At 42.0% G+C, this 21,960-nt stretch carries 20 protein-coding genes and 6 tRNA genes; 13 read left to right on the forward strand and 13 right to left on the reverse strand.

The window, feature by feature from the left end; all coding sequences use genetic code 11:
• Positions 1–59 precede the first annotated feature (59 nt).
• The 4 genes from hisF to OFN98_RS05955 all read left to right on the forward strand — a co-directional run bounded on the left by hisF (position 60) and on the right by OFN98_RS05955 (position 3,158).
• Positions 60–818, forward strand: a complete 759-nt coding sequence (gene hisF / locus OFN98_RS05940; RefSeq protein WP_270874378.1) for an imidazole glycerol phosphate synthase subunit HisF — start codon at positions 60–62, stop codon at positions 816–818.
• A gap of 2 nt (positions 819–820) precedes the next feature.
• A complete protein-coding gene (locus OFN98_RS05945) occupies positions 821–1,330 on the forward strand; it encodes a purine-nucleoside phosphorylase (protein ID WP_333720406.1) in 510 nt (169 codons plus the stop codon).
• The gene (gene rlmN, locus OFN98_RS05950; protein WP_270874380.1) at positions 1,327–2,394 is read left to right on the forward strand and encodes a 23S rRNA (adenine(2503)-C(2))-methyltransferase RlmN; all 1,068 of its coding nucleotides are present in this window, start codon (positions 1,327–1,329) and stop codon (positions 2,392–2,394) included. The genes OFN98_RS05945 and rlmN overlap by 4 nt, the downstream gene beginning before the upstream one ends.
• Positions 2,395–2,651: 257 nt before the next feature.
• Complete coding sequence (locus OFN98_RS05955; RefSeq protein WP_270874381.1) at positions 2,652–3,158, forward strand: hypothetical protein; 507 nt, start codon at positions 2,652–2,654, stop codon at positions 3,156–3,158.
• A 49-nt stretch (positions 3,159–3,207) separates the two neighbouring features.
• Here the strand turns inward: OFN98_RS05955 and OFN98_RS05960 are convergent, their stop codons facing one another.
• A complete protein-coding gene (locus OFN98_RS05960; RefSeq protein ID WP_270874382.1) occupies positions 3,208–4,035 on the reverse strand; it encodes an RluA family pseudouridine synthase in 828 nt (275 codons plus the stop codon).
• Between the two features lie 148 nt (positions 4,036–4,183).
• On the opposite strand from OFN98_RS05960, the gene purB reads away from it, so the two are divergent.
• Both purB and OFN98_RS05970 read left to right on the forward strand, forming a co-directional pair.
• Positions 4,184–5,512: an adenylosuccinate lyase gene (gene purB, locus OFN98_RS05965; protein WP_270874383.1), complete on the forward strand. Its 1,329-nt coding sequence runs from the start codon at positions 4,184–4,186 to the stop codon at positions 5,510–5,512.
• A gap of 423 nt (positions 5,513–5,935) precedes the next feature.
• Complete coding sequence (locus OFN98_RS05970; protein ID WP_270874384.1) at positions 5,936–8,311, forward strand: ribonucleoside-diphosphate reductase subunit alpha; 2,376 nt, start codon at positions 5,936–5,938, stop codon at positions 8,309–8,311.
• Between the two features lie 53 nt (positions 8,312–8,364).
• Here the strand turns inward: OFN98_RS05970 and OFN98_RS05975 are convergent, their stop codons facing one another.
• The gene (locus OFN98_RS05975) at positions 8,365–9,501 is read right to left on the reverse strand and encodes an Mbeg1-like protein (RefSeq protein WP_270874385.1); all 1,137 of its coding nucleotides are present in this window, start codon (positions 9,499–9,501) and stop codon (positions 8,365–8,367) included.
• Between the two features lies 1 nt (position 9,502).
• A complete protein-coding gene (locus tag OFN98_RS05980; RefSeq protein ID WP_270874386.1) occupies positions 9,503–10,501 on the reverse strand; it encodes a putative transporter in 999 nt (332 codons plus the stop codon).
• A gap of 226 nt (positions 10,502–10,727) precedes the next feature.
• Here OFN98_RS05980 and OFN98_RS05985 point away from each other — a divergent pair, with 226 nt between their 5' ends.
• Positions 10,728–11,534 carry a transporter substrate-binding domain-containing protein gene (locus tag OFN98_RS05985; protein WP_270874387.1) on the forward strand — a complete coding sequence of 269 codons (807 nt, stop codon included), beginning with the start codon at positions 10,728–10,730 and terminating at the stop codon, positions 11,532–11,534.
• A 58-nt stretch (positions 11,535–11,592) separates the two neighbouring features.
• Here the strand turns inward: OFN98_RS05985 and OFN98_RS05990 are convergent, their stop codons facing one another.
• Both OFN98_RS05990 and OFN98_RS05995 read right to left on the reverse strand, forming a co-directional pair.
• On the reverse strand, positions 11,593–12,045 hold the full coding sequence (locus tag OFN98_RS05990) for a type II secretion system protein (protein ID WP_270874388.1): 453 nt from the start codon (positions 12,043–12,045) through the stop codon (positions 11,593–11,595).
• A 236-nt stretch (positions 12,046–12,281) separates the two neighbouring features.
• Positions 12,282–12,357: transfer RNA gene (locus OFN98_RS05995), tRNA-Ala, on the reverse strand.
• A gap of 115 nt (positions 12,358–12,472) precedes the next feature.
• On the opposite strand from OFN98_RS05995, the gene OFN98_RS06000 reads away from it, so the two are divergent.
• The 6 genes from OFN98_RS06000 (at position 12,473) to OFN98_RS06025 (ending at position 13,678) form a co-directional block, all read left to right on the forward strand.
• Positions 12,473–12,547, forward strand: a tRNA-Gly gene (locus tag OFN98_RS06000).
• 24 nt (positions 12,548–12,571) lie between these two features.
• Positions 12,572–12,661, forward strand: a tRNA-Leu gene (locus tag OFN98_RS06005).
• An 18-nt stretch (positions 12,662–12,679) separates the two neighbouring features.
• A tRNA-Cys gene (locus OFN98_RS06010) sits at positions 12,680–12,753 on the forward strand.
• Positions 12,754–12,771: 18 nt separating this feature from the next.
• Positions 12,772–12,924 carry a hypothetical protein gene (locus OFN98_RS06015; RefSeq protein WP_270858610.1) on the forward strand — a complete coding sequence of 51 codons (153 nt, stop codon included), beginning with the start codon at positions 12,772–12,774 and terminating at the stop codon, positions 12,922–12,924.
• A 6-nt stretch (positions 12,925–12,930) separates the two neighbouring features.
• Positions 12,931–13,018 (forward strand) — tRNA-Ser (locus OFN98_RS06020).
• A gap of 120 nt (positions 13,019–13,138) precedes the next feature.
• The gene (locus OFN98_RS06025) at positions 13,139–13,678 is read left to right on the forward strand and encodes a hypothetical protein (protein WP_270874389.1); all 540 of its coding nucleotides are present in this window, start codon (positions 13,139–13,141) and stop codon (positions 13,676–13,678) included.
• A gap of 80 nt (positions 13,679–13,758) precedes the next feature.
• On the opposite strand, the gene OFN98_RS06030 is transcribed toward OFN98_RS06025, so the two are convergent.
• From OFN98_RS06030 to OFN98_RS06065, 8 genes are all read right to left on the reverse strand, one after another.
• A complete protein-coding gene (locus tag OFN98_RS06030) occupies positions 13,759–14,103 on the reverse strand; it encodes a phenylpyruvate tautomerase MIF-related protein (RefSeq protein ID WP_270874390.1) in 345 nt (114 codons plus the stop codon).
• 111 nt (positions 14,104–14,214) lie between these two features.
• Complete coding sequence (locus tag OFN98_RS06035; protein WP_270864667.1) at positions 14,215–14,601, reverse strand: cupin domain-containing protein; 387 nt, start codon at positions 14,599–14,601, stop codon at positions 14,215–14,217.
• Between the two features lie 20 nt (positions 14,602–14,621).
• A complete protein-coding gene (locus OFN98_RS06040) occupies positions 14,622–15,143 on the reverse strand; it encodes an ester cyclase (protein ID WP_270874391.1) in 522 nt (173 codons plus the stop codon).
• A gap of 21 nt (positions 15,144–15,164) precedes the next feature.
• Positions 15,165–15,602: a MarR family winged helix-turn-helix transcriptional regulator gene (locus OFN98_RS06045; RefSeq protein WP_270874392.1), complete on the reverse strand. Its 438-nt coding sequence runs from the start codon at positions 15,600–15,602 to the stop codon at positions 15,165–15,167.
• A gap of 95 nt (positions 15,603–15,697) precedes the next feature.
• Positions 15,698–17,119: an SPFH domain-containing protein gene (locus OFN98_RS06050; RefSeq protein ID WP_270874393.1), complete on the reverse strand. Its 1,422-nt coding sequence runs from the start codon at positions 17,117–17,119 to the stop codon at positions 15,698–15,700.
• A gap of 81 nt (positions 17,120–17,200) precedes the next feature.
• Positions 17,201–17,288: transfer RNA gene (locus OFN98_RS06055), tRNA-Ser, on the reverse strand.
• Between the two features lie 81 nt (positions 17,289–17,369).
• Entirely contained in the window at positions 17,370–18,821 is a 1,452-nt protein-coding gene (locus OFN98_RS06060; RefSeq protein ID WP_270874394.1) for an efflux transporter outer membrane subunit, read from the reverse strand.
• Positions 18,811–21,957, reverse strand: coding sequence for an efflux RND transporter permease subunit (locus OFN98_RS06065; protein ID WP_270858617.1), 3,147 nt, complete (start codon positions 21,955–21,957; stop codon positions 18,811–18,813). The genes OFN98_RS06060 and OFN98_RS06065 overlap by 11 nt, the downstream gene beginning before the upstream one ends.
• Positions 21,958–21,960 lie beyond the last annotated feature (3 nt).

Genomic DNA, 21,960 nt, shown 5'->3' on the forward strand with positions numbered 1-21,960 from the left:
AAAATGGTTATATAAGCGAAATTTGGCTAAAATTTACAAAAATTTTAAAGGGCAAAATTTTGAAAACATTTGCAAAACGAATAATTCCATGCCTAGATGTGCAAAATGGGCGCGTGGTAAAGGGCGTAAATTTCGTAAATTTACGCGACGCAGGCGATCCTGTCGAAATCGCAAAACGCTATAACGACGAGGGCGCAGACGAGCTTTGTTTTTTAGACATTACGGCTAGTTTTGAGAATCGCGACACTATCGTGCATGTGGTCGAAAGCGTGGCAAAACAGCTTTTTATCCCACTAACCGTGGGTGGCGGAATCCGCAAAATCGACGATATTTCGCGACTTTTGGATGTGGGTTGCGACAAGGTCAGCCTAAACTCATCGGCTATCGCAAACCCAGGTTTAATCGACGAAGCGGCGAAAAAATTCGGCTCTCAATGCGTCGTCGTAGCAATCGATGTCAAACGAACTGGCGAGGACTACAATGTCTTTGTCAAAGGCGGCAGAGAAGACACCGGACTGGACGCTTATGCGTGGGCAGAGGAAGTACAAAACCGCGGTGCAGGGGAGATTTTGCTCACTTCTATGGACTGCGACGGCACCAAAAACGGCTTTGATTTGGAAGTTACGGGCAAAATTAGCAAAATGCTAAAAATCCCCGTCATCGCAAGTGGCGGTGCAGGAAATATGGAGCATATCAAAGAAGCCTTTGAGTGTGGGGCAGACGCGGCACTCGCAGCAAGCATTTTTCACTTCGGCGAGATAAAAATCAAAGATTTAAAAGCCTATCTTTTGCAAAACAGCATAAGGGTTCGAAGTTGATAGTGTGCGCAGGAAACGGCGAAGAATTCGGCTTCGCTCGCGCTGTCGGCGTAGGGCTAGTGGATTGCGCTATCAATTTAACCAAAATTTTAGCGAGCGAAAAACATAGCGAAATTTTGTTTGTAGGCAGTTGCGGTCTGTATAATGAAGGTAAAATTTTTGATATTTTCGAGTGCAAAACAGCTACAAACCACGAAATTTCCGAGCTTTTAGGCTATTCATACAGCCCGATTTTTGACCCAAATGTTTCATATGAAACATTTTGCAACTCATCAAATTTCATTACCACAGATGAAATTTGCGCACAAAAATTCGCCACACTCGGCTACAAAATCGAAAATATGGAATTTTACTCTGTCGTCAAAGTCGCCGAAAGTTTCAAAATCCCAGCTCGCGGAATTTTCGTCGCGACGAATTTTTGCAACCAAAACGCACACGCAGATTTTTTGAAAAATCACGCAAAAGCCAAAGAAATTTTAGAAAATTACTTAAAACAAAAAGGAATAATTTGAAAAATATCCTAGATTTCACACTTGATGAACTATCCCAGCTTATAACTCCAAAATTTAGAGCCAAGCAAATTTACGAGTGGATTTACAAAAAAGGCGTAAAAAGCTTTGATGAAATGCTAAATTTACCAAAGGAATTAAGAGCAAATTTAAGCGAAAATTTCTATTTAGACCCCGTAAAATGCGTGAAATGCGAAGAGAGTATCGACGGAAGCAAAAAATATCTTTTCGAGCTAAAAGACGGCAAAACCATAGAAAGCGTTTTGCTTCCTATGAAAGATGAAGTCGCCGATGAAAACGGCAAAATTTCACGCCATGCAAGATACACGATTTGTGTCAGTTCGCAAGTAGGTTGCAAAATGGGCTGTGCATTTTGCCTAACTGCCAAAGGCGGATTTGTGAGAAATCTCACAGCAGGTGAAATCGTCGGGCAAATTTTATGGATAAAAATCGCAAATCAAATCCCTTACGAAAGACGCGTAAATGTCGTATATATGGGTATGGGCGAACCGCTAGATAACCTAGCAAATGTCTCAAAAGCCGTGCAAATTTTAAAAGAAAATGACGGCTTAGCTATCGCCCCACGCCGTCAAACCATAAGCACGAGCGGTCTTGCCACGCAGATAAAAAAGCTGGGTGAAATGGATTTGGGCGTTTTACTAGCCATTTCGCTTCACGCCGTAACCGACGAGCTTCGTGCCAAGCTAATGCCGATAAACAAAGCCTACAACATAGCTTCGGTTATGGACGCCGTGCGAAATTTCCCCATTGACATGCGAAAGCGAGTTATGTTTGAATACCTTGTCATGGGTGGCGTAAATGATAGCACAAATGACGCAAAAACCCTTGTGAAGCTACTTCACGGCATAAAAGCAAAGGTAAATTTGATATACTTTAACCCGCACGAAGGAAGCCCGTATCTGCGCCCAAGCACCGAAAATATGGTGAAATTCCAAGACTATCTCAGCGCGCATGGCGTAACCTGCACGATTCGCCAAAGCAAGGGACTTGACATAAGTGCTGCGTGCGGACAGCTCAAAGAAAGAAGCAAAAATGAGCACACTTGATATAATTGAAATTGTTTTCATCGCCATTGTCGCTGTAATCGGCATTTGTGGAATTTTTTATGTAGTTTTAAATGAAAAAAAAGAGTAAAATTTACCAAATTTTAAAATTTCGCTAGCGCAACTCCGAAACACTGCGCCGAAATTTAAAATTTATTTTTTAAGTAAATTTTAAAAGTATAATGCCAGATATTTACCATTTGTTTTTTTTTTTTTTGATTAAAATCCCATTTTAAATTTATTAAAAAAGGGAATCCTATATGCAAATCATAAATGGCTACGCAGAAGATGTTCAAATGAGTATGGATGGGATGCTATACTATTTCAAAATAGATGGGGTAACTTTCAGACGAGATAGAGGCGGTTACATAGAGGCGGGTGATTTTATCGTCATGTATGCTGCACCATATAGCGATGGATTTTGGCGCGCTAGCTGCATAATAAACGTTACAAAATCATGGAAAGATACTGGTAAAATGTGCAAAAATATAATCGATTGTTTCTATGATGGAATTATTGGGACACTTAGACAAGCTTTTATGGGCTTTGCTCCTAGTTTTATAGGCATATATTGCATAACCAATAAAGAGAATCTCGCGATTATCATAGGAAGTATAATAGGATTGATATTAGCGGTTTTTGGCTTCATAATTGCATTTAAAAAAGGTAGAAAAGAACAAGAAATAATTGCAACAGTGGAAAAAATAGCCAAAAAACATCAATCTGATGAAATTGACGAACTAATACGAGCACAAAGGGAACTTTAAGATTAAAGTTCCCTTTTCTAAACAATATTGTTTGAAAAATTTAGAAATCTCAAAAATTTAACGCTTTCAAAAACTCGCTTTTAAAATCAGCCTTTGTTTGAATATCATAAATTTGCCCGTTAAATTCAAAACTCAAATTCGCCGCATGCAAGCAAAGCCTAGAAGCGCCTGTTAAATTTATCCGCTCATTCGCGCTTAATTTCTCGTCCAAAATCGCTTCGAAAGTCGCCGTATCAGTCCCGTAAAGTGGGTCGCCTAAAATTTTGTGTTTCACATGAAACAAATGCAAACGAATTTGATGCTGTCTTCCGGTAAGCGGCACGGCTCGAACCAAAGTCGCATTAAATTCGCTAAAATACTCTATCGGATAAATTTCGGTTATCGCCTTTTTGCCGTTTTCGCAAATTCGCATTTTTATAGCCACTTCGTCAGTTTCTAAACTCTCACCTATTGGCTCATCGATTACAAATTCTCGCTCCACTCGCCCACTCACCAAAGCAAAATATGATTTTTTCACCGCCCTATTTTCAAAAAGCGTTTTTAGCGCATTTAAACTAGCCAAATTTTTTGCGACCAGTATCACGCCGCTTGTCTCTTTATCGAGCCTATGCACAACCGCCGCAGAGCGACCAAAAAGCGACCAAATTTCATCATAAAGCGAATATTTGCAACCTCTGCCGTTTGGGTGAGAAAGCACTCCGCTAGGTTTGTCAAAAACCCCAAATTCGCCAGTCTCAAAAATCGCGTGCGCTCCCTTCGGCTCACATTTATAATCTATCAAAAATATTTCGCCATTTGCCACGCTGTTTTTTGCCATTACCACGCCTGAGCCGTTCAGCACCCTGCCCTTGTCGCACAGCCTTTGAGCGCCTTTCATATCATAACCCAAGCACAGCAAAATCTCAAAAATTCGCCGATTTGTAAATTTGCCTAAACTAAATTTCTCATACGCCATATTAACTAAGTTTTCAGCCCTTTTTTAATATAATTTTGGATTATATCAAATTTCAAATAAAGGCACAAAAATGGTAGAGCGATACGCACGAAAAATTATGAAAGACAAATGGACGCAATTTGCCAAATACGACGCTTGGCTTAGGGTCGAGCTAGCCGCAGTCAAGGCGTGGAACAAGCTTGGTTTTATCCCGGATAGCGATTGCGAAAAAATCTGCAAAAACGCTAAATTTAGCGTCGAACGCATAGACGAAATCGAAAAAACGACAAAGCACGATGTGATCGCGTTTTTAACCAGCGTGAGCGAGAGCTTGGGCGAAGAGAGCAGATTTGTGCATTATGGTATGACAAGTAGCGATTGTATCGATACGGCTGTGGCATTGCAGATAAAAGATAGCTTGGATTTGATTATCGCCGACATTGAAGCGTTGAAATCAGCTATAAAAAACCAAGCGATGAAGCATAAAAATACGCTTATGGTCGGCAGAAGCCACGGAATTCACGGCGAACCGATAACTTTTGGCTTAGTTTTGGCGATTTGGCACGATGAAATTAACCGCGCATTAGAGCTGATAAAACACGCTTATGGCGTCATAAGTGTCGGTCAAATCAGCGGCGCAATGGGAAATTTCGCTCACGCTCCATTAGAGCTTGAAGAGCTAGTTTGCCAAAATCTAGGCTTAAAACCAGCCCCGGCATCAAACCAAGTCATACAAAGAGATCGCTACGCGCAAGTGATGAACGCACTAGCGATTTTAGCTTCAAGCTGCGAAAAAATCGCCGTTGCGATCCGCCACTACCAAAGAACAGAAGTTTATGAGTGTGAAGAGTATTTCGCTCCCGGACAAAAAGGAAGTTCTGCAATGCCACACAAACGAAATCCAGTTCTTAGCGAAAATGTAACCGGGCTTTGCAGAGTTTTGCGAAGCTATGCAATCCCAGCTATGGAAAATGTCGCTTTGTGGCACGAAAGAGATATTAGTCATAGTTCGGTTGAGAGATTTATACTGCCCGATGGCTTTGTGACGGCTGATTTTATGCTAAATCGCCTTGCAAATTTGATAGAAAATTTGGTCGTTTATCCTGAAAATATGATGAAAAATCTAAATTTAACGGGCGGCTTGGTATTTTCGCAAAGAGTTTTGCTAGAACTTCCTAAAAAAGGGCTATCACGCGAAGAAGCCTACAAAATCGTCCAAAGAAATGCGATGAAAGTTTGGGCTGACTTGCAAGAAGGCAAAAAAGCTATCGATGAAAACGGAGCTAGTTTGTATCTGCAAAATTTACTAGCCGACGACGACCTAAGAAAAGCTTTGAGCGAAGACGAGATTAAAGCGTGTTTTGATTATGGATATTACACCAAAAATGTGGATAAAATTTTCGCTAGGGTGTTTGGGTAAGCTACAAGAGTAAAATTTAAAGGAGTCAGTATGAGAGAGAGCAAACAAGAGAGTTTTTTTGGCGCACGCGCACTTGTAGAAGGCGCTTTATCTTTGTTTTTTTGTTCATTATAGTTGCTATCTGCTTTCCGTTGTGGGAGGCGATTGCTATGAAGCATTTTCACGCCCCCAAACTAACTCTTTTGGAATTTTTTGGGCTCTGCATTTTAGCTCGTTGTATTTTTGGATTAAAATTTTAAAAATTTAGCCCATTTTGGGCTAAATTTTCTGTCATAAAATCAAAAAAACACCCAAATTTTCCCATAATAATTTACCTTAAAATTTAGCAAAACTCCAAAGCAAAATTTGGATAAATTTTCTTAAATCATAAGCTTTAAAAAGATACAATCGCACAATTATTTTTTCTTAGAAACGGACGCAAAAATGAAAGTAATTAAACGCAACGGTAGAACCGAAGAACTCGATATTTCAAAAATCAAAAAATTCACTGGGGACGCGGTAGCGGGGCTTGAAAATGTCAGCCTTAGCGAGCTAGAAGTCGATGCGAAAATCCAATTTCGCGATATGATTACCACGGAGGAAATCCAGCAAACCCTTATCAAAACCGCCGTCGATAAAATCGACATAGACCGCCCAAACTGGACATTTGTGGCAGCGCGACTTTTCCTTTATGATTTGTATCACAAAGTATCTGGCTTCACCGGCTATCAATCGCTTCAAACCTACTTTGAGCGCGGTGAGAGCGAGGGTCGCATCATGCTAGGGCTAAAAGAAAAATACGACCTAGACGACCTAGACGCCTACATTAAGCCAGAGCGCGATTTGCAATTTACCTATCTTGGCATTAAAACGCTTTATGATCGCTATCTTATAAAAGACAGACAAGCAAAGCCGATTGAGCTTCCACAGCACATGTTTATGGCGATTGCAATGTTTTTGGCGCAAAACGAGCTAGACAGCCAAGGCTGGGCGAAAAAATTCTACGATTTAATAAGCAAATTTGAAGTCATGCTTGCCACTCCGACACTCTCAAATGCAAGAACTACACGCCACCAGCTAAGCTCTTGCTATGTCGGAAGCGTGCCTGATAATATCGAAGGAATTTTTGATAGCTACAAAGAAATGGCGCTTTTATCAAAATTCGGCGGCGGTATCGGCTGGGACTGGTGCAAAGTCCGCGCAATGGGCGGTAGTATCGACGGACACAAAAACGCCGCAGGTGGCATAATACCTTTCCTAAAAATCACAAACGACATAGCCGTAGCTGTGGATCAACTAGGCACCAGAAAAGGCGCAATCGCCGTGTATATCGAGCCGTGGCACATGGATATAAACGACTTTTTGGATTTGCGTAAAAACTCAGGCGAAGAACGCCGCAGAGCGCATGAAATTTTCCCGGCTTTGTGGATAAACGATTTATTTATGAAACGCTTAGCAAATAACGAAAAATGGACGCTTTTTGACCCTGTCGATGTGGCTGATTTGTGCGATGTATGGGGCGAAGAATTTGAAGCAAAATATATCGCCTACGAAAACGACCCAAATATCAGCAAATCAACCGTTTTAGCAAAAGAGCTTTGGAAAAAAATCCTAACTAGCTATTTTGAGACGGGAATGCCGTTTTTGTGCTTTAAAGATAACGCAAACAGGGTAAATCCAAATTCGCACAAAGGCATTATTAGAAGTTCAAATTTATGCACCGAAATTTTCCAAAATACACAGCCAAATCACTACAAAACAAAAGTGATTTACGCTGACGGAAGCGAAGAGCTTTTTGAAGAAAACGAAGAAGTCGTCGTAAATGGTAAAATCACCAAAAAAGCCAAAAAAATCACGGCACTTGATACGATAAATGGCAAAGACATTTTCATCGTCGAAAAGGGCGTAGATGAGGGCGCAACGGCGGTTTGCAATCTCGCAAGTGTAAATTTAAGCAAAATTCACACCCAAGAAGACATAAAACGCGTCGTGCCAATCGCCGTGCGAATGCTAGATAATGTAATCGAGCTAAATTTTTACCCACACGCAAAGGTAAAACGCACGAATTTACGCTCTCGCGCCATAGGCTTAGGCGTAATGGGCGAAGCGCAAATGCTTGCCGAAAAAGGCATTATTTGGGGCAGTTACGAGCATTTTGAGACAATCGATAAAATCATGGAAAACATAAGCTACAACGCCATTTACGCTTCATCAAATTTAGCTCTTGAAAAAGGCAAATACCCTGAATTTGAGGGCTCAAAATGGTCGCAAGGAATTTTCCCAATCGACTTAGCAAACGAAAACGCTAAAAAATTAGTCGGTCGCGGGGGACTTTTTGAAGATAACTCTTGCGACTGGGACGCACTTAGAACAAAAGTCAAAAAAGACGGCATGAGAAATGGCTATTTAATGGCGATTGCGCCGACTTCAAGCATTTCGATTTTAGTAGGCACGACGCAGACTATCGAGCCTGTGTATAAACGAAAATGGTTTGAACACAACCTAAGCGGTATGATTCCTGTGGTCGTGCCAAATCTAAGCCCCGATACTTGGCAAGCCTATGTTCCGGCATACGAGCTAGACCAGCGACTGCTTATAAAAGCAGGTGCAATCCGCCAAAAATGGATAGATCAAGGGCAGAGCCTAAATATTTTTATCACGCTTGATAAGGCTAGCGGTAAGGTGCTAAATGATATTTACACCCTTGCGTGGGAGCTTGGCATTAAATCGACATATTATCTAAGGAGCGAAAGCCCATCAACAGATGATTTCAACTCCGATGTCGCAGACAGAAGTATCGAGTGCGAAGGGTGCCAATAATACACAATTAAATTTTACTTTTGGCGGAATTTTAAAATTTCGCCAAATTTAGCCTAAATTTGCCATTTTTCCTTGAATTTATCTTTATAAGACTGCCTTTTATCCTTGATTTTATCGTTCGTGTGCTTGGCGAGATTTTCGAGGTAAGCAGAGGCGATTTGCAAAAGCATATTTGCTATCATTTTTTTATCATCTTTTGCAACCGTTTTGTATTTTTGCAAAATTTGAGGCACCGCGAGTGGCAGGTTATGCGGGATTTGCGCGAAGGTATCGAGGCTGGTGGCATTAAATAGCTCAAAAACCGCCTCGATTGCGATTTTGCGCTGAGTGGTGGTGGTGTTTTGCATAAAATCGCTCAAAGTCTTATCAATAATCTTGCTCGAATTGCTAAGATTCTCGGCGTAGATAAAATCCTCCCCGCCTACCTCCCAGCTAAAAATATCGTGCGCAAAGACAAGTTTGGCGCTTGATTGCACGATTTTTATGCTCTCTTTGTGGCTTAGCAGATTTCCGATAATGCTCTCATTTGGGATATAGGTTTGGATTTTTGATAAAATTTCGCCACTTAAATTTTGCTCGTAAAATTCCGGCAAAAACCCCGGTCCGTCGTAGTTATAGACCTTTATTATGCGACCATGCACGCTAGGATTTGCCAGAAGCGCCGAGTAAATCGCCACATTTCCACCCTTTGAGTGTCCGCCGATTTTAAGGCGCGCATGCGGATATTTTTGCGCGATTTTTTCTAGATATTTAAGCCCCGAGATTTGGCAAGGAAGCTCTTTTAAAAACGCCATATTAAAGTCCTCTTGCCAGCCCAAAATCGAATTATCCGTGCCGATAAACGAGACAAAAATTTCTTCCACGTCCAAATGAATACACAGCGCGCCAAACTGCCTGATTGCCTCTTTGTCGTTATCTCGCTCTATATCGCTTACGCGCAAATCCCCAAAACGCGCGCTTTGGGCTAAATTTAGCGCGAGTGTTTTATCACCCTCCCACAAAAACTCATCATCGCTTAAATTCGCCAAATTTTCGCAAATTTCACCCAAATTTCCGCCACTACAAAGTGAAATTTTATGAAACGGCAAATACGAAAATCGTGCCAAAACAAGTGCGTCTAGCTCGTTAAATTTGCGCTCGCTAAATTTCAAATCTCCGCGCCAAAAAAGATAGTCGTTGATATTCGCCATTTTACGCCCTAAATTCGGCCTGCAAGGCTAGTTTTGGGTCATAGCCTATGTTTTTCTCAAACTCGCTAAGCCTCATGTGGATCGAGCGAAGTTCGGTTATCGTCGTCCAGTTCTCCGTAAATACGCTAAAACTTTGGCGCACTTTGTTAAAGGCGTTTGCCGTTTGGATTAGCACGCCAAGCGTGATTACCTTGGTAAAAAGCCCTGGCCCCATGATGAGATATGGCACGATGATAAGGATTTGCGAGTAAGTGTGAAGCCAAGTATCGAAATACAAATAGTGCAAAAAGAGCTTGTGGTAATTAAATTTAAGCTTGTCAAAAAGCGAAATGAGCTTCTCCTCGCTTCCGTAATTCGCCTTGTCCTCCTCGGCAAAAACTAGCTCTTTTCGAAAGGCTGCTTCGACTTTTTGGTTGTTGTATTCTAGGCGTGGCAGGTAGCGCCCCACGAACCACGACACGCCAAGCCCGCCCACGCTCACAGCTAGCGCAATCCAAACAAGAGAGCCCGGAATATCCTTGATAAAGGGCAAATTTATCCCGCTACTTAGCCCCCATAAAATCGGAATAAACGCAAATAGCGTCATAAAGGCATAGACAATTCGCATGCCGACGTCCTCTAATGTCTTGGTAAAGCGATAAATATCCTCTTGGATACGTTGCGAACTACCCTCGATATCATGCTCGACCTTGCGCCAAAATTTTATATATGAAAATGTCATCGCCTCTCGCCATTTTAGCACCCATACGCGCGTGATATAGCGCTCAGAAACAGCCGCAAATATAAACCACATAGCAAGCCATAAAAACAACGCCATAGCGTCGTAAAACTCATCAATCGTGTGCTTGTCGATCTCGCCACCCATATCGTAAAACGCTCTATACCACTCGTTAAATTTGACATTTAGGATTGTTTGAAATAGATTTATCCCAAGTATGAAAAATAGCCCACACCAAGCTAAAATTCGCCATTTTTTGCTTTTAAAAAACGATGAAAACATTACCTGCCTTTGTGAAATTTAATCCGTGATTTTACTGAAATTTATTAAATTTTGGAATTTTTGTAAAATTTAAATTAAATTTGTAATCTACATTATTAAATTTTAATTAAATTTTCGCTACTCTTTGCGATAAAATATCAAAAAGGAGTAAATCCCCCCCCCGCAAAAGTTGCAAATTTCGGTTTGCCGGGCGCAAATTTGCGCAAAACTACAAAAAGGAAATACCATGAAAAAGTTTCTTTTGGCATTGGCTGTCCTTGCGACAAGCGCGTTTTCATATTCACTCGATGAGATTAGAGCGCGAGGTGAAATCCGTATCGGCGTGTATGACGCTGAACCGCCATTTGGCGAGCTTGTCAATGGTAAATTCGAGGGATTCGAGGTTGAGCTTGCCGAAATTTTGGCAAAAAGGATTTTTGGCGAGAAACAAGGTCACATAAGCCTCATGGGCGTTACCAACGATGTGCGTTTTCCGCTTTTACAAGAAAATAAAGCCGATATGATAGTTGCCGCTGTGTCTGTAACGCCAGAGCGCGCCCATTTAGCCGACTTCACGGCTCCGTATTTTACTGTAAATTTGGGTCTTCTCACCAGAAAAGGTAGCGACATCAAATCTGTCTTGGATTTAAAAGGCAAAAAAATCGGCGCATTGCTTAAAACCACAGGCGAAGCATTTTTGAATAAAGAGGGGATTCCTATCACTTACTGCAACGACAGCGTCGATTGCTATAAAAAAGTCAAAAATGGCGAACTTGACGGCTATGTCAATAACAACCTTTTTGTCTATGCTTATCCGATTTTTGACCCCACAATGGAGGTCAAACTCTCAAACCTTGGCAACACCGTTTTTCTATCAATCGCAATCCAAAAAGGAAACACAAGTTTGCTTGAATTTTTAAACGACCAAATCATTGCTCTAAGCAAAGAGGGATTTTTCACAAAAGCCTATAACGAGACCTTCGAGCCGTTTTACAAGGGCACGATTGATAAAAAATACTTCCTACTCGACAATGTTTATAAATCGTTTTTCTAAAATTTTGGGCAAAATTTGCCCAAAATTCTACATTAAATTTTAAAATTTGCAAATCCCACTAAAATTTCGCTCCATTTATCGCCGAAATCGTCGAACTATCAAGCGGTATATATGAGACGCTATCGCTGTGTTTGAGCTCGCCTGCGTCCATTTTGAGGTATGGTTCGACCGCAGAGCCTTCTAGCACTCTCCCGCACAGCCCAGCTCTATCAATCCGCACCTCCATAACACTCATGCTGTGGAAAATAAACTTCAAACAATCCCGCTTTTTCACGCGAAAAACGCTGTTTTTAAAATCCACGCTCGTCATCTCCTTGATATTGGTCGAATACCGCCCCTGCGTGAGATTATAGGCGATAACATCGCTAAGTGCGGTTTTTAGGTCGTTTTTGGCCGCCACGACCAAGGCATCATCTCTCGAAGCTTGTAAGCGTGGAAGCGCAACGCCAACCAAAATCCCAACAATCACAATCACAAAAACAAGCTCAACCATACTAAATGCTTTTTTCATAGGATTTCCTTTTGTTTTTTCGAGTATAGCATTTAATGATGAATTTTGTAAATTTGGCTGGTTTGTCATCACGGGCAAACAATATAGCGAAATTCAAACAAATTTCAATTCTCAAATTTTTAAAATTCTCTAAATTTTACTAGATTAGCACGCTCATTTCGCTTCGCCAACAATGATAAAATTTACGAAATTTGAAATTCGGCGCAGTGTTAAATAAGTGTGGATTTAAAACAAAATGGTGGAGTTAAGCGGGATCGAACCGCCGACCTCTTGAATGCCATTCAAGCGCTCTCCCAGCTGAGCTATAACCCCAAAAAGCTCTGTAATTTTACACTTTTTAGCTTATAATGAATTTAAAAAACAGAAATTTTGCAAATAAAATAAAATTTTAAGTTTTAATTTGCTAAAATCAGCTTTCGTTTTTGACGCGGGAATAGCTCAGTGGTAGAGCGCAACCTTGCCATGGTTGATGTCGCGAGTTCGACTCTCGTTTCCCGCTCCATGATTTTGTATGTGTTGAAAATGTGCCCGGATGGCGGAATTGGTAGACGCAAGGGACTTAAAATCCCTCGGAATTTTTTCTTCCGTGCCGGTTCAAGTCCGGCTCCGGGCACCACCAAAAACGGCTTAGTGTGGCGACATAGCCAAGCGGTAAGGCATGGGCCTGCAAAGCCTTGATCCCCGGTTCGAATCCGGGTGTCGCTTCCAAAACAACAAGGAGAGTCTATGAAATATATAGTTACGATACTTTTGGTTTTGGCGTTTAGCGGGTGTTCAAACACATGGCAAGGCGTGAAACAAGACTCAAAAAACGCTGGTCAATGGACCAAAGAAAAGGTTCATAACGGCGCAGAGTGGGTCAGCGAAAAAACAGAATAATTCTATCGGGAGATGGCTGAGCGGTCGAAAGCGGCGGTCTTGAAAACCGTTGAGGGTAACACCTCCTGGGGTTCGAATCCCTATCTCCCGGCCACTTTTTTAAATCAAAATTTTTACTTTCTTTTAAAATTTTACCGATAAAATCATTTTTCGAATTTAAAAATCAAACAGAGCTTGGCGTGTGCCTTGCCAATGAAAATTTTAAGGAGACCTTATGAAAAAATTATTTTCTTTTGCTTTGGCTATAATTTTTAGCCTATTTTTGACAGGTTGCGTGGGAAATAGCGCACAAACGCCCTCCCAGCCGATAAGTGGCGTGTATAAATTCGACGCTATAAATCTAAATTTCATACAAAATCATCAGCCAGAAAAAGTTGTTTATCAAGACAAAAGCGTCGTAGAAACCAAGTTAAACAATGAAATCAAAAATCAACTAGCGCAAAAAAATCTTTTAAGCGCAAATTCTAGTGAGCAAATTCATATAGATTTAGATTATCAAAGAGAATTTGTAGGGGAGGCAACCTTTGCAAAAACCGATTCTATCGGCAATATCTTCTTTACTTACGAAATCAAAATCATAAAAAACAATGAAATCGTAAGAGCCGTAACCCAAAACAACAAAATGCGATATAACCCTGGATTTTTTGGCAACCTAAAAACGATTGCTGGCGCAAACAGAAGCGATGATTTCGAAAATGGTGCCATTGTCGCAATCGCAAAAGAGTTAGTCGAACAGATAGAAAAAATCAAGTAAATTTAAAAATTAGCCAAATTTTGAAATTTGGCTAATTTTTTTACCTAAATTTAACTCCAAATTTTAGAGCTCATTTCGCCCTAAAACATCTTCTCGCCTCTGCCCCACAGCGGGATCGGGTGAAATGTCACATACACCTCATCGGGGTTTATGCCAAAGCCACGCAACGCCTCGCTCACAAGCCTAACGCAAACCTCGCATTTTTGCTTTTCTACGCTAGTTCCTAGCAACGAGATTGCGATATATGCGCCGCTATCTAGCGCATTTTGTGCGATAAAAAGCGCCTTGTCGCACTCTACCGCGCTCATTATGCTCTCGCTTTTTTTGCCAAACGCCTCGCTTACGGCATTACAAAGCGCACCCGCCAGATTTGCGCGTGTTTTCTCGTCAAATTTCGAGCTAAATTTCGCATCGATATACGGCATGAAACCCCCTTAAATTTTAAATTTTCCCGCCTCGCAAATTTCAAATTTTGCGCCGAATTTTAAAATTCGGGCGCAGTATTACGGAGTTGCGAAGCGAAATTTTAAATTCCACTATTTTACATTAAATAGCCAGCTTGGCTTAATCCCCTCGCGCAAAACGCCGTCGGTGTCGGTGTATTGCTCCAAAGAGCCAGCCTTGACCTGGATACAAAGGAATCTAATCGCCTCATCGCCTGCGCTGATACAGCGTTCGCCGCTTGGGTCGATTTTGAAAATATCGCCCTTTTTGATTGCGATTTCTTCGCCGTCGATGAAAAGCTTGCCGCTACCTTCCAGCACGATATAGACCTCTTCGTTTTGGACATGCGCATGCACGAAAGGCACGCTAATGCCCGCTGGCAAAGTATTTAGCGAAATCTCGCAACCGCTTAGACCCAAAAGCTCTTTGAACTCGACGCGCTCGTTGCTATCGAGCCTTGCAAAAGTGTAGTTTTTCATTTTTTTCTCCTTAAATAAGATTATTTTAAAATTTCAAGATCGATTAAAAGCCCCGCAAGCCCCTCGCCTGCGACATCGTTTGTGATTTTGCCATTTTCGTCAAAATAGTAAAAATTCATCGTGCTAAACGAAAATTTCGCTCCGTCCGCCTTTTTGCCGTAAAATTCGCCCCTCTCGTGTGTGCCGCTACACTCCCATAAAACAGCCACCACAGCGTCGTTTGCGACGATATCTTTGATCTCCCATTTGATATCAGGGAAACTTTGCCTCATGAAATTTACCACCGAGATATACCCTGCGCCGCCATAAAGCGGGTCTTTGGAAACTGGGGTAAAAAATGTAGCGTTTTGGTTTATTAGCTTCTCTGCCAAGGCGGTATCAGCGGTGTTTATGGCGATTTGAAAATAGTGCATTGCCTTTTTATTACACTCTGATTTGCTTGTATTTTGGTAGCAAATTTGGTTAAAATTTTCAGCCAATGTTTCGTTGGCAGACAAAATTTGCGCCAACAACAAAACAGTAAAAACTAATAAATTTTTCATAAATTTTCCTTTGTTATCTAACTAAATTTCATTTTTAAAATTTTTTATAGCTCGCTCTAAAAGCGTATCTAGCGCATTTAATTCAAACTCACTAAAATCATTTGCTAAAATTTCATTTAAATTCTTTGAAATTTCATCAAATTTCGGCTTTAAACTCTCGCCTTTTGGCGTGAGTTTTACATTTACGCTTCTTGCGTCGTTTTTGTCCTTTTCTCGCACCAAATAGCCGTCCATTTCAAGCCTATCAAGCAGGGTTGTAACAGTTGCTTTTGTGCGGTTGATTTTAGTGGCGATTTGGGCTGGACTTAAAATTTTACCCCCAAAAAGATAGTGAAAAATATCCCCGTGGCTGGGCGAAATCCCTAAAATTTCAAGCCTTTTAAATTCGTTTATAATGTAATCGTTCGCCTCTCTTACAAGCTGTGCGCTTAAAAATATGCTTTTGCGTTCTTTTTTCATTTTTGCCCCTAAAATTTAGGGCGTATTATAGTTAGATTTCGAATTAATGTCAAGTCTAGTATTATAAAATTTAACCCCAAATTTGGGGTTAAATTTTATTTCTCGCCCTCTTTTGGCTTGGTGATTTTATCGACAAGCTGTTTTCCTAGCTCGCTTTGGGCTAGTCCTTCTAGCATGGAGGCGATTTTTGTGCCACCACTCGTGCTTAGCACGCTACCAAGCGAATTTAGCCCCTCGCTTACATTGCCGTTGTTTGCGATGATTTTTAGATCTGCGCTAGTTAGGGCTTTGGCCTGCTCTAAGCCGATGTCGCGGTTAGCCTTGATTTGCTCGATTGAGATTAGATATGTTTGATAGCCCTCGTTTTCGCCGATTTCGCGCGCTAGCTCGATTTGCGCATTGACAGGGGCTAGCTCTTTTAATCTCAAAGCCTCAGCCTCAGCGGTTCCGATTTTTGCGATACCTTGGCTCTCTTTGTCTTTGATTTCTAAAAGCGCAGCCGCCTCCAAAAACTGCTTTTCTTTATCGCCTTGCGCGATTAGGATTTGGTTTTCTTTTTGGGCTTCGGCTTCCTTGATTTTGGCTGTTTTCTTAGCCTCTGCGTCGATTTCGATTTTGCGCTGTTCTTGCTCAGCTTGGACGATTTCTACTTGCTTTTTAATCTCTGCTTTTTTGACATCTTGGACGCGCACGACCTCCATTGCCTTTTCTTGGGTGATTTTTTCCTGCTCTTTTACCACTTGTTTGGCTTGTTCTTTGCTGATTGCGACCTCGCGCTCTTGCTCGACGGTTTTAAGACCTACGAGTTTTAGGGCTTCTTGCTCTTTGATCTCGGTTTCTCTTTTGGCTTCGATTTCAGCGATTTGGGCGCGTTTGCGGTTTTCGGCGACCTCGACACGGCTGTCTTTTTCGATAGCGGATTTTTTCTTTTCCATTATGTTGAAAATGACCTTTTCGCCCTCTTTGTCTTTAATATCCATTAATTCGATATTTTTCACAGGCGCAATACCCCAGTTTTCGAGCTGAGATTGAACCGAAACGGTGAAATCCTCGCCTAAGGCTGAGCGGATTGTAAGAATTTCTTCGAGCTCTCGTTTGGCTAAAATCGAGCGAATTGAGCCTTGGATAATATCTGTGAGTTGCTTTTTGAGATCGTCGAAGTCTTTGACCCTTTGGGCGGCTAAATTTGAATCAGCAATGCGGAAAAACGCCGTGATATCCACGACAAATGGCAACCTGCCCACATCGTAAGCCTCGTAAGCCTCGATTTTGATACTAAATACTGAAACTGGCAAAATTATCTTGCTAACGCCTAAAATCGGCACCCAGCCCGGGAAATTATAATACACATTTCCATTTCCAGTGTCTTTGCCAAAACTTTGCGTTTTGCGCGCACTTTGGACGATATGGACTTCATTTGTCTCGACTACCGTTCTAAAATACATCGCCGCAAGCACACAAATGACTACAATAGCAACCAAACCGCCACCAAATCCAATCAAAACAGGCGAAAACATCACCCCTCCTTGTAATAAAATTTAAGGCGCAATTATAAGCAAAATTTGATTTAAATAAAATTTATTCTGTAATTTGCATTCTGGCAGACAGGAAGGGATTCGAACCCTCGGAGGCTTGCACCTCACACGCGTTCCAGGCGTGCTCCTTCGACCACTCGGACACCTGTCTAAAAAGGTTTGGATTATAACTAAAATTTTAAATTTGAAGCTGAAATTTGAAAATTTGCGGAATTTTAAAATTCCGCAAATTTCACCTAAATATCCTATCTATCGGCACAGCAGACATATCAGGCGCAGTATCGGCATCAGCTCCTAAAATCTCTTTTAGCTCCTCATCGCTTATGCTAAATCCCCCGCCAAGCGCCTTGTAAGCATTTACGCTAGCTTCTAGCTCTTCTAAATCAGCGCCCACTTTGGCAAGTTCTGTGTTTAAAAGATTGCGTTGCGCGTCTAGGAATTCTAAATGACTAGAATATCCAGCGTTGTAAAGCTCGGTCGCGTCTTTGTAAATTTTGCGTTGAGAGCTTAGCAAATCGCTCATCGCTTTTTTGCGTTCTTTTGCATTTTTAAGCGTAGTTAGGGCGTCTTTGACATCGCCAAGAGCCGTTTTTAGCGCCTTATCATAAGCGATAAAAGATGAGTTTTGATCGACATTTGCGATATCAACCCTCTTTTTAGTTCGCCCAAAATCAAGCAAAGGTCCCACGAGTGAGCCACCGATACTCCATGAGCTAGTAGTCGAGCTAATCAACCTATCAAAATCGCTACTTGCATAGCCAAACGCCCCAGTTAGCGAGATAGTCGGGAAATACCCTGCCTTGGCAACGCCGACTAGGAAATTGCTAGCGCGTAAATCCTCCAAGGCCTTTGCCACATCTGGGCGATGAAGCAAAACATCGCTTGGCACGCCACTTGGGATTTGTGGGGCATTAGGCAGTTTTGCGGCTGTGAGGATTTGCGGATTTACGACCCCGTCATAGCTTTTGCCGGCTAAAATCGCAAGCGAGGTTTGCACCTGAGAAATTTGGTTTTGCACGGCGATTAGGCTCGCTTTGGCGTTTTGCACAGCGGCACTTGCTTGGCTAAGCGTGATTTGATTTATCGCGCCAGCTTCTAGCTCTTTTTTGCGGTAATTTTGCGTCTGCTCGTAGCTTTTAAGCGATTTAGTTAGAATTCTTTCTTGCTCTTTTAGGGATAAAAGCGCGAAATACGAGCTTGCAACCGCGCTAGTGATTGTGTTTTTGGCTGTTTCATAATCATACTTAGTCCCCATATACTGCGCCGCGCTAGCGCCGACACTATTTCTCACCCTACCCCAAAAATCAATCTCATAGCTAAGTGGCGCTGAAATCGCGTAAGAAGCGTGAGAATTTGAATCAGGCATATTAGCATAATTATTCTGGCGCATTGCAGAGCCTGAAATTCCGATATTTGGCAAATATTCAAGCTTGCTAAGACCTAAATTTAGCCTTGCGCGCTCGATATTATTTAAAGCCAGCATTAAATCAGAATTATTCGCCAAAGCACTATCAATTAGCGCATTTAGCTGGGTGTCGTTGTAGCTTTTCCACCACATTTGGCTCACATTTGTCGCCTCGTATCCAGATCTATACTCGATATGGCGAGTAGGCATATCAGGCTTAAAGTTACAACCACTAATCAGCGCGCCAGTTAAAATTCCTAGTAAAATTTTAGTTTTCATCTTTTTCCTCTGATTTTATTTTTCGCTTATCTAGCCACGCATTAAAGCTCTCCAAAAGGTAGAAAAATAGTGGCACGAAGAAAATCGCTATCGTCGAAGCAGCCAAAATTCCACCAAGCACGCCAGTTCCTAGCGCGTGACGGCTAGCAGAACCTGCTCCTGTGGCAAGTACCATAGGCAAAACACCAAGACCAAAAGCCAAAGATGTCATAACAATCGGTCTAAAACGCATTTTTGCAGCACTAATCGCTGCTTCTGCGATACTTTTTCCGCCGTGTTGATACTCTTGCATAGCAAATTCGACGATTAAAATCGCATTTTTTGCCGCAAGTCCGATAAGCAAAATAAGTCCGATTTGAAAATATATATCGTTATTTAATCCCCTAGCCCATGTGAATAAAAGCGCACCAAACACGCTAAATGGCACGGCTGTAAGAACCGCCATTGGCATTAGCCACCTCTCATACTGCGCCGCCAAAATCAAAAATACAAACAAAAGTCCAAACGCAAAGGCCTTTGCGCCAGTTCCTGCTGCATTTACCTCTTGATAAGCCGTGCCTGACCAGCCAAGTGTGTATCCAGTAGGGAATTCGCCCAGAATCGTATCTCTAATAGCATCAATCGCCTGACCAGAAGTATATCCCGGGGCAGGATCACCCATAAGTCTAGCTGCTGGGAAGCCATTGAAACGATCGACGATATCAGGGCCTTTGGCGCGTTCTAAATTTACAACCGAATCAAGCGAAACCAAATTTCCACTAGCTGAGCGCACATAAAGCGTCCTTAAATCATTTGGCGTATCGCGGAAGAGCTGTTCTGCTCTCATATAGACGCGGTAAGTTTTACCTAAAAGGTTAAAATCGTTTATGTAGTATTGTCCGATAGTCGAATTTATCGTCGTAAAAATATCAGGGATTGAAATTCCAAGCATTTTGATTTTTTCCTTATCTAGGCTTAGATTGTATTGCGGGAAATTTACATCTAGCGTAGAACGGACATTTTGCAAAGCTGGATTTTGCGAAGCTTTGGCGACGATTCGCGCCATATCATCGGCGATTTGTTGATAGTTTTTGCCCGTAGTATTTTCTGCATACACTTCAAATCCGCCAGTCATTGATAGACCATTGATTGGCGGTGGGGTTAGGGCAAAGGTCATCGCGCTTCTATCCATGACAAAAAGCTGTCCAGTTAGCGCGTTTGCGATTGATTGGGCTGATTGGTTTGCCTCAGGACGGACTTCCCAAGGTTTGAGTTTAGAGAAAAATACGCCTGAATTTTCCCTAGCACCACCTGCCATCATATCAAATCCCGCGATTGTGGTGATTGCTTCGACATTTGGATTTTGTGAAAGTGTGCCACGCAAGAAATCCATGTGCTTTTCAGTAGCTACCAAAGGTCTGGCCGACGGAAGTGTCGAAAAGCCCATTACATAGCCTTTATCCTCTGCTGGCACAAGTCCGCCAGGAGTGATTTTAAATAACTCTAACATCACAAAAATAATAATTCCCACAAGGCACAAAGATAAAATCACATGGCGCAAAATTTTTGCAACACCTGCTGAGAAAAGGCGGGTTGAAAAATCGAAAAATTCGTTAAATTTGCGCACTAACCAAAACGGCTCGGCCTCTTTTTTGCGAAGTAAAAGCGCACACAACGCAGGGGTTAGGGTAAGGGCGACAAATCCAGAGAAAACCACAGATGAAACGAGTGTGAGTGCGAATTGTCTTTGGATAACGCCGACAAAGCCCTCCATAAAAGCAACCGGCACGAAAACTGCCGCCAAAACAAGCACGATTGAAATTACCGGACTTACAATCTCGTCCATTGCCTTAATCGTGGCCTCTTTGACGCTTAAATTTCGCTCTTCATGCAAAATTCTCTCCACATTTTCGATAACGATAATAGCGTCATCGACGACGATACCGATAGCCAAAACTAGGGCGAAAAGTGTAATTAAATTTATCGAAAATCCAAAAGCGTAAATTCCGATAAACGCGCCACAAATAGATACTGGCACCGCTAGCATTGGAATAATCGTCGCGCGGAAATTTCCTAAGAACATATAAATAACCAAAACGACCAAAATCATCGCTTCTACGAAGGTATGAATAACCTCTTCGATAGAGACTTTTACGAATTCTGTCGTGTCGTATCCGTTGCTATAAGTCAGCGCGCCTGGGAAATTTTGCTTTAACTGCTCCAAACGCGCAGTTACGGCATCAAGCGTAGCAATGGCGTTTGCGCCGTTTTGTTGATAGATGAAAACTGGCGTTGCATCGTATCCTTGGTATTTACCATTGATGATAAGGCTCTCAGCCCCAAGCTCGACCCTAGCGACATCTTTTACCCGCAAAAATTTACCATCATCACTGGCTCTAATAATTACATTTTCAAACTCTTCGACCGTTTTCAAACGCCCCTCTGGCTGGATTGCATAGACATAAGGGTTACCCAAATCGTTTGGTTGCTCGCCTAGCTTTCCGGCTGGGTATTGGCTGTTTTGCTCTCTAATGGCTGCGATTATGTCAGATGATACGACATTGTGTTTGGCCATAAGTCCTGGATTTACCCAAATTCTCATTGAGTAATCCTTCGTGCCAAGAGCCTGTGCGTCGCCCACACCGCTAACGCGTTTTAGCTCATCGACGACATTAATGCTGACATAGTTTTGGATTTCAAGCGGGCTCATTTGACCTGTTGGGTCATAAAAGAAAAACGCAGAAAGTATAGATGATGAACGCTCTGTAACGCTAACGCCCATTCTTTGCACTTCGGCTGGAAGCGTTGTTAGGGCCGGATTTACTCTATTATTTACATTTACGAGTGCTTCTTGCGGATCGGTGCCGACTTTAAAAAACACGCTGATATTTGCCCTACCTGACGAGCTAGATGATGAACTCATATAAATCATATCATCGACGCCGTTGATTGCGTTTTCTAGTGGCGAAGCGACGGTATCTGAGATAGTCTGCGCGTCTGCGCCACTATATGTGGCTGTAACTGAAATTTGAGGCGGGGTTAGTTGCGGGTATTCCTCCACAGGGGCGATAAATAGACAAATCGTTCCAGCAATAACGATAATAATCGAAATAACGCTTGCGAAAACTGGGCGATTGATAAAAAATTTAGAAAACATACT

The organism is Campylobacter sp. JMF_15 NE4, from assembly GCF_027737645.1.
Taxonomy (GTDB): Bacteria; Campylobacterota; Campylobacteria; order Campylobacterales; family Campylobacteraceae; genus Campylobacter_B.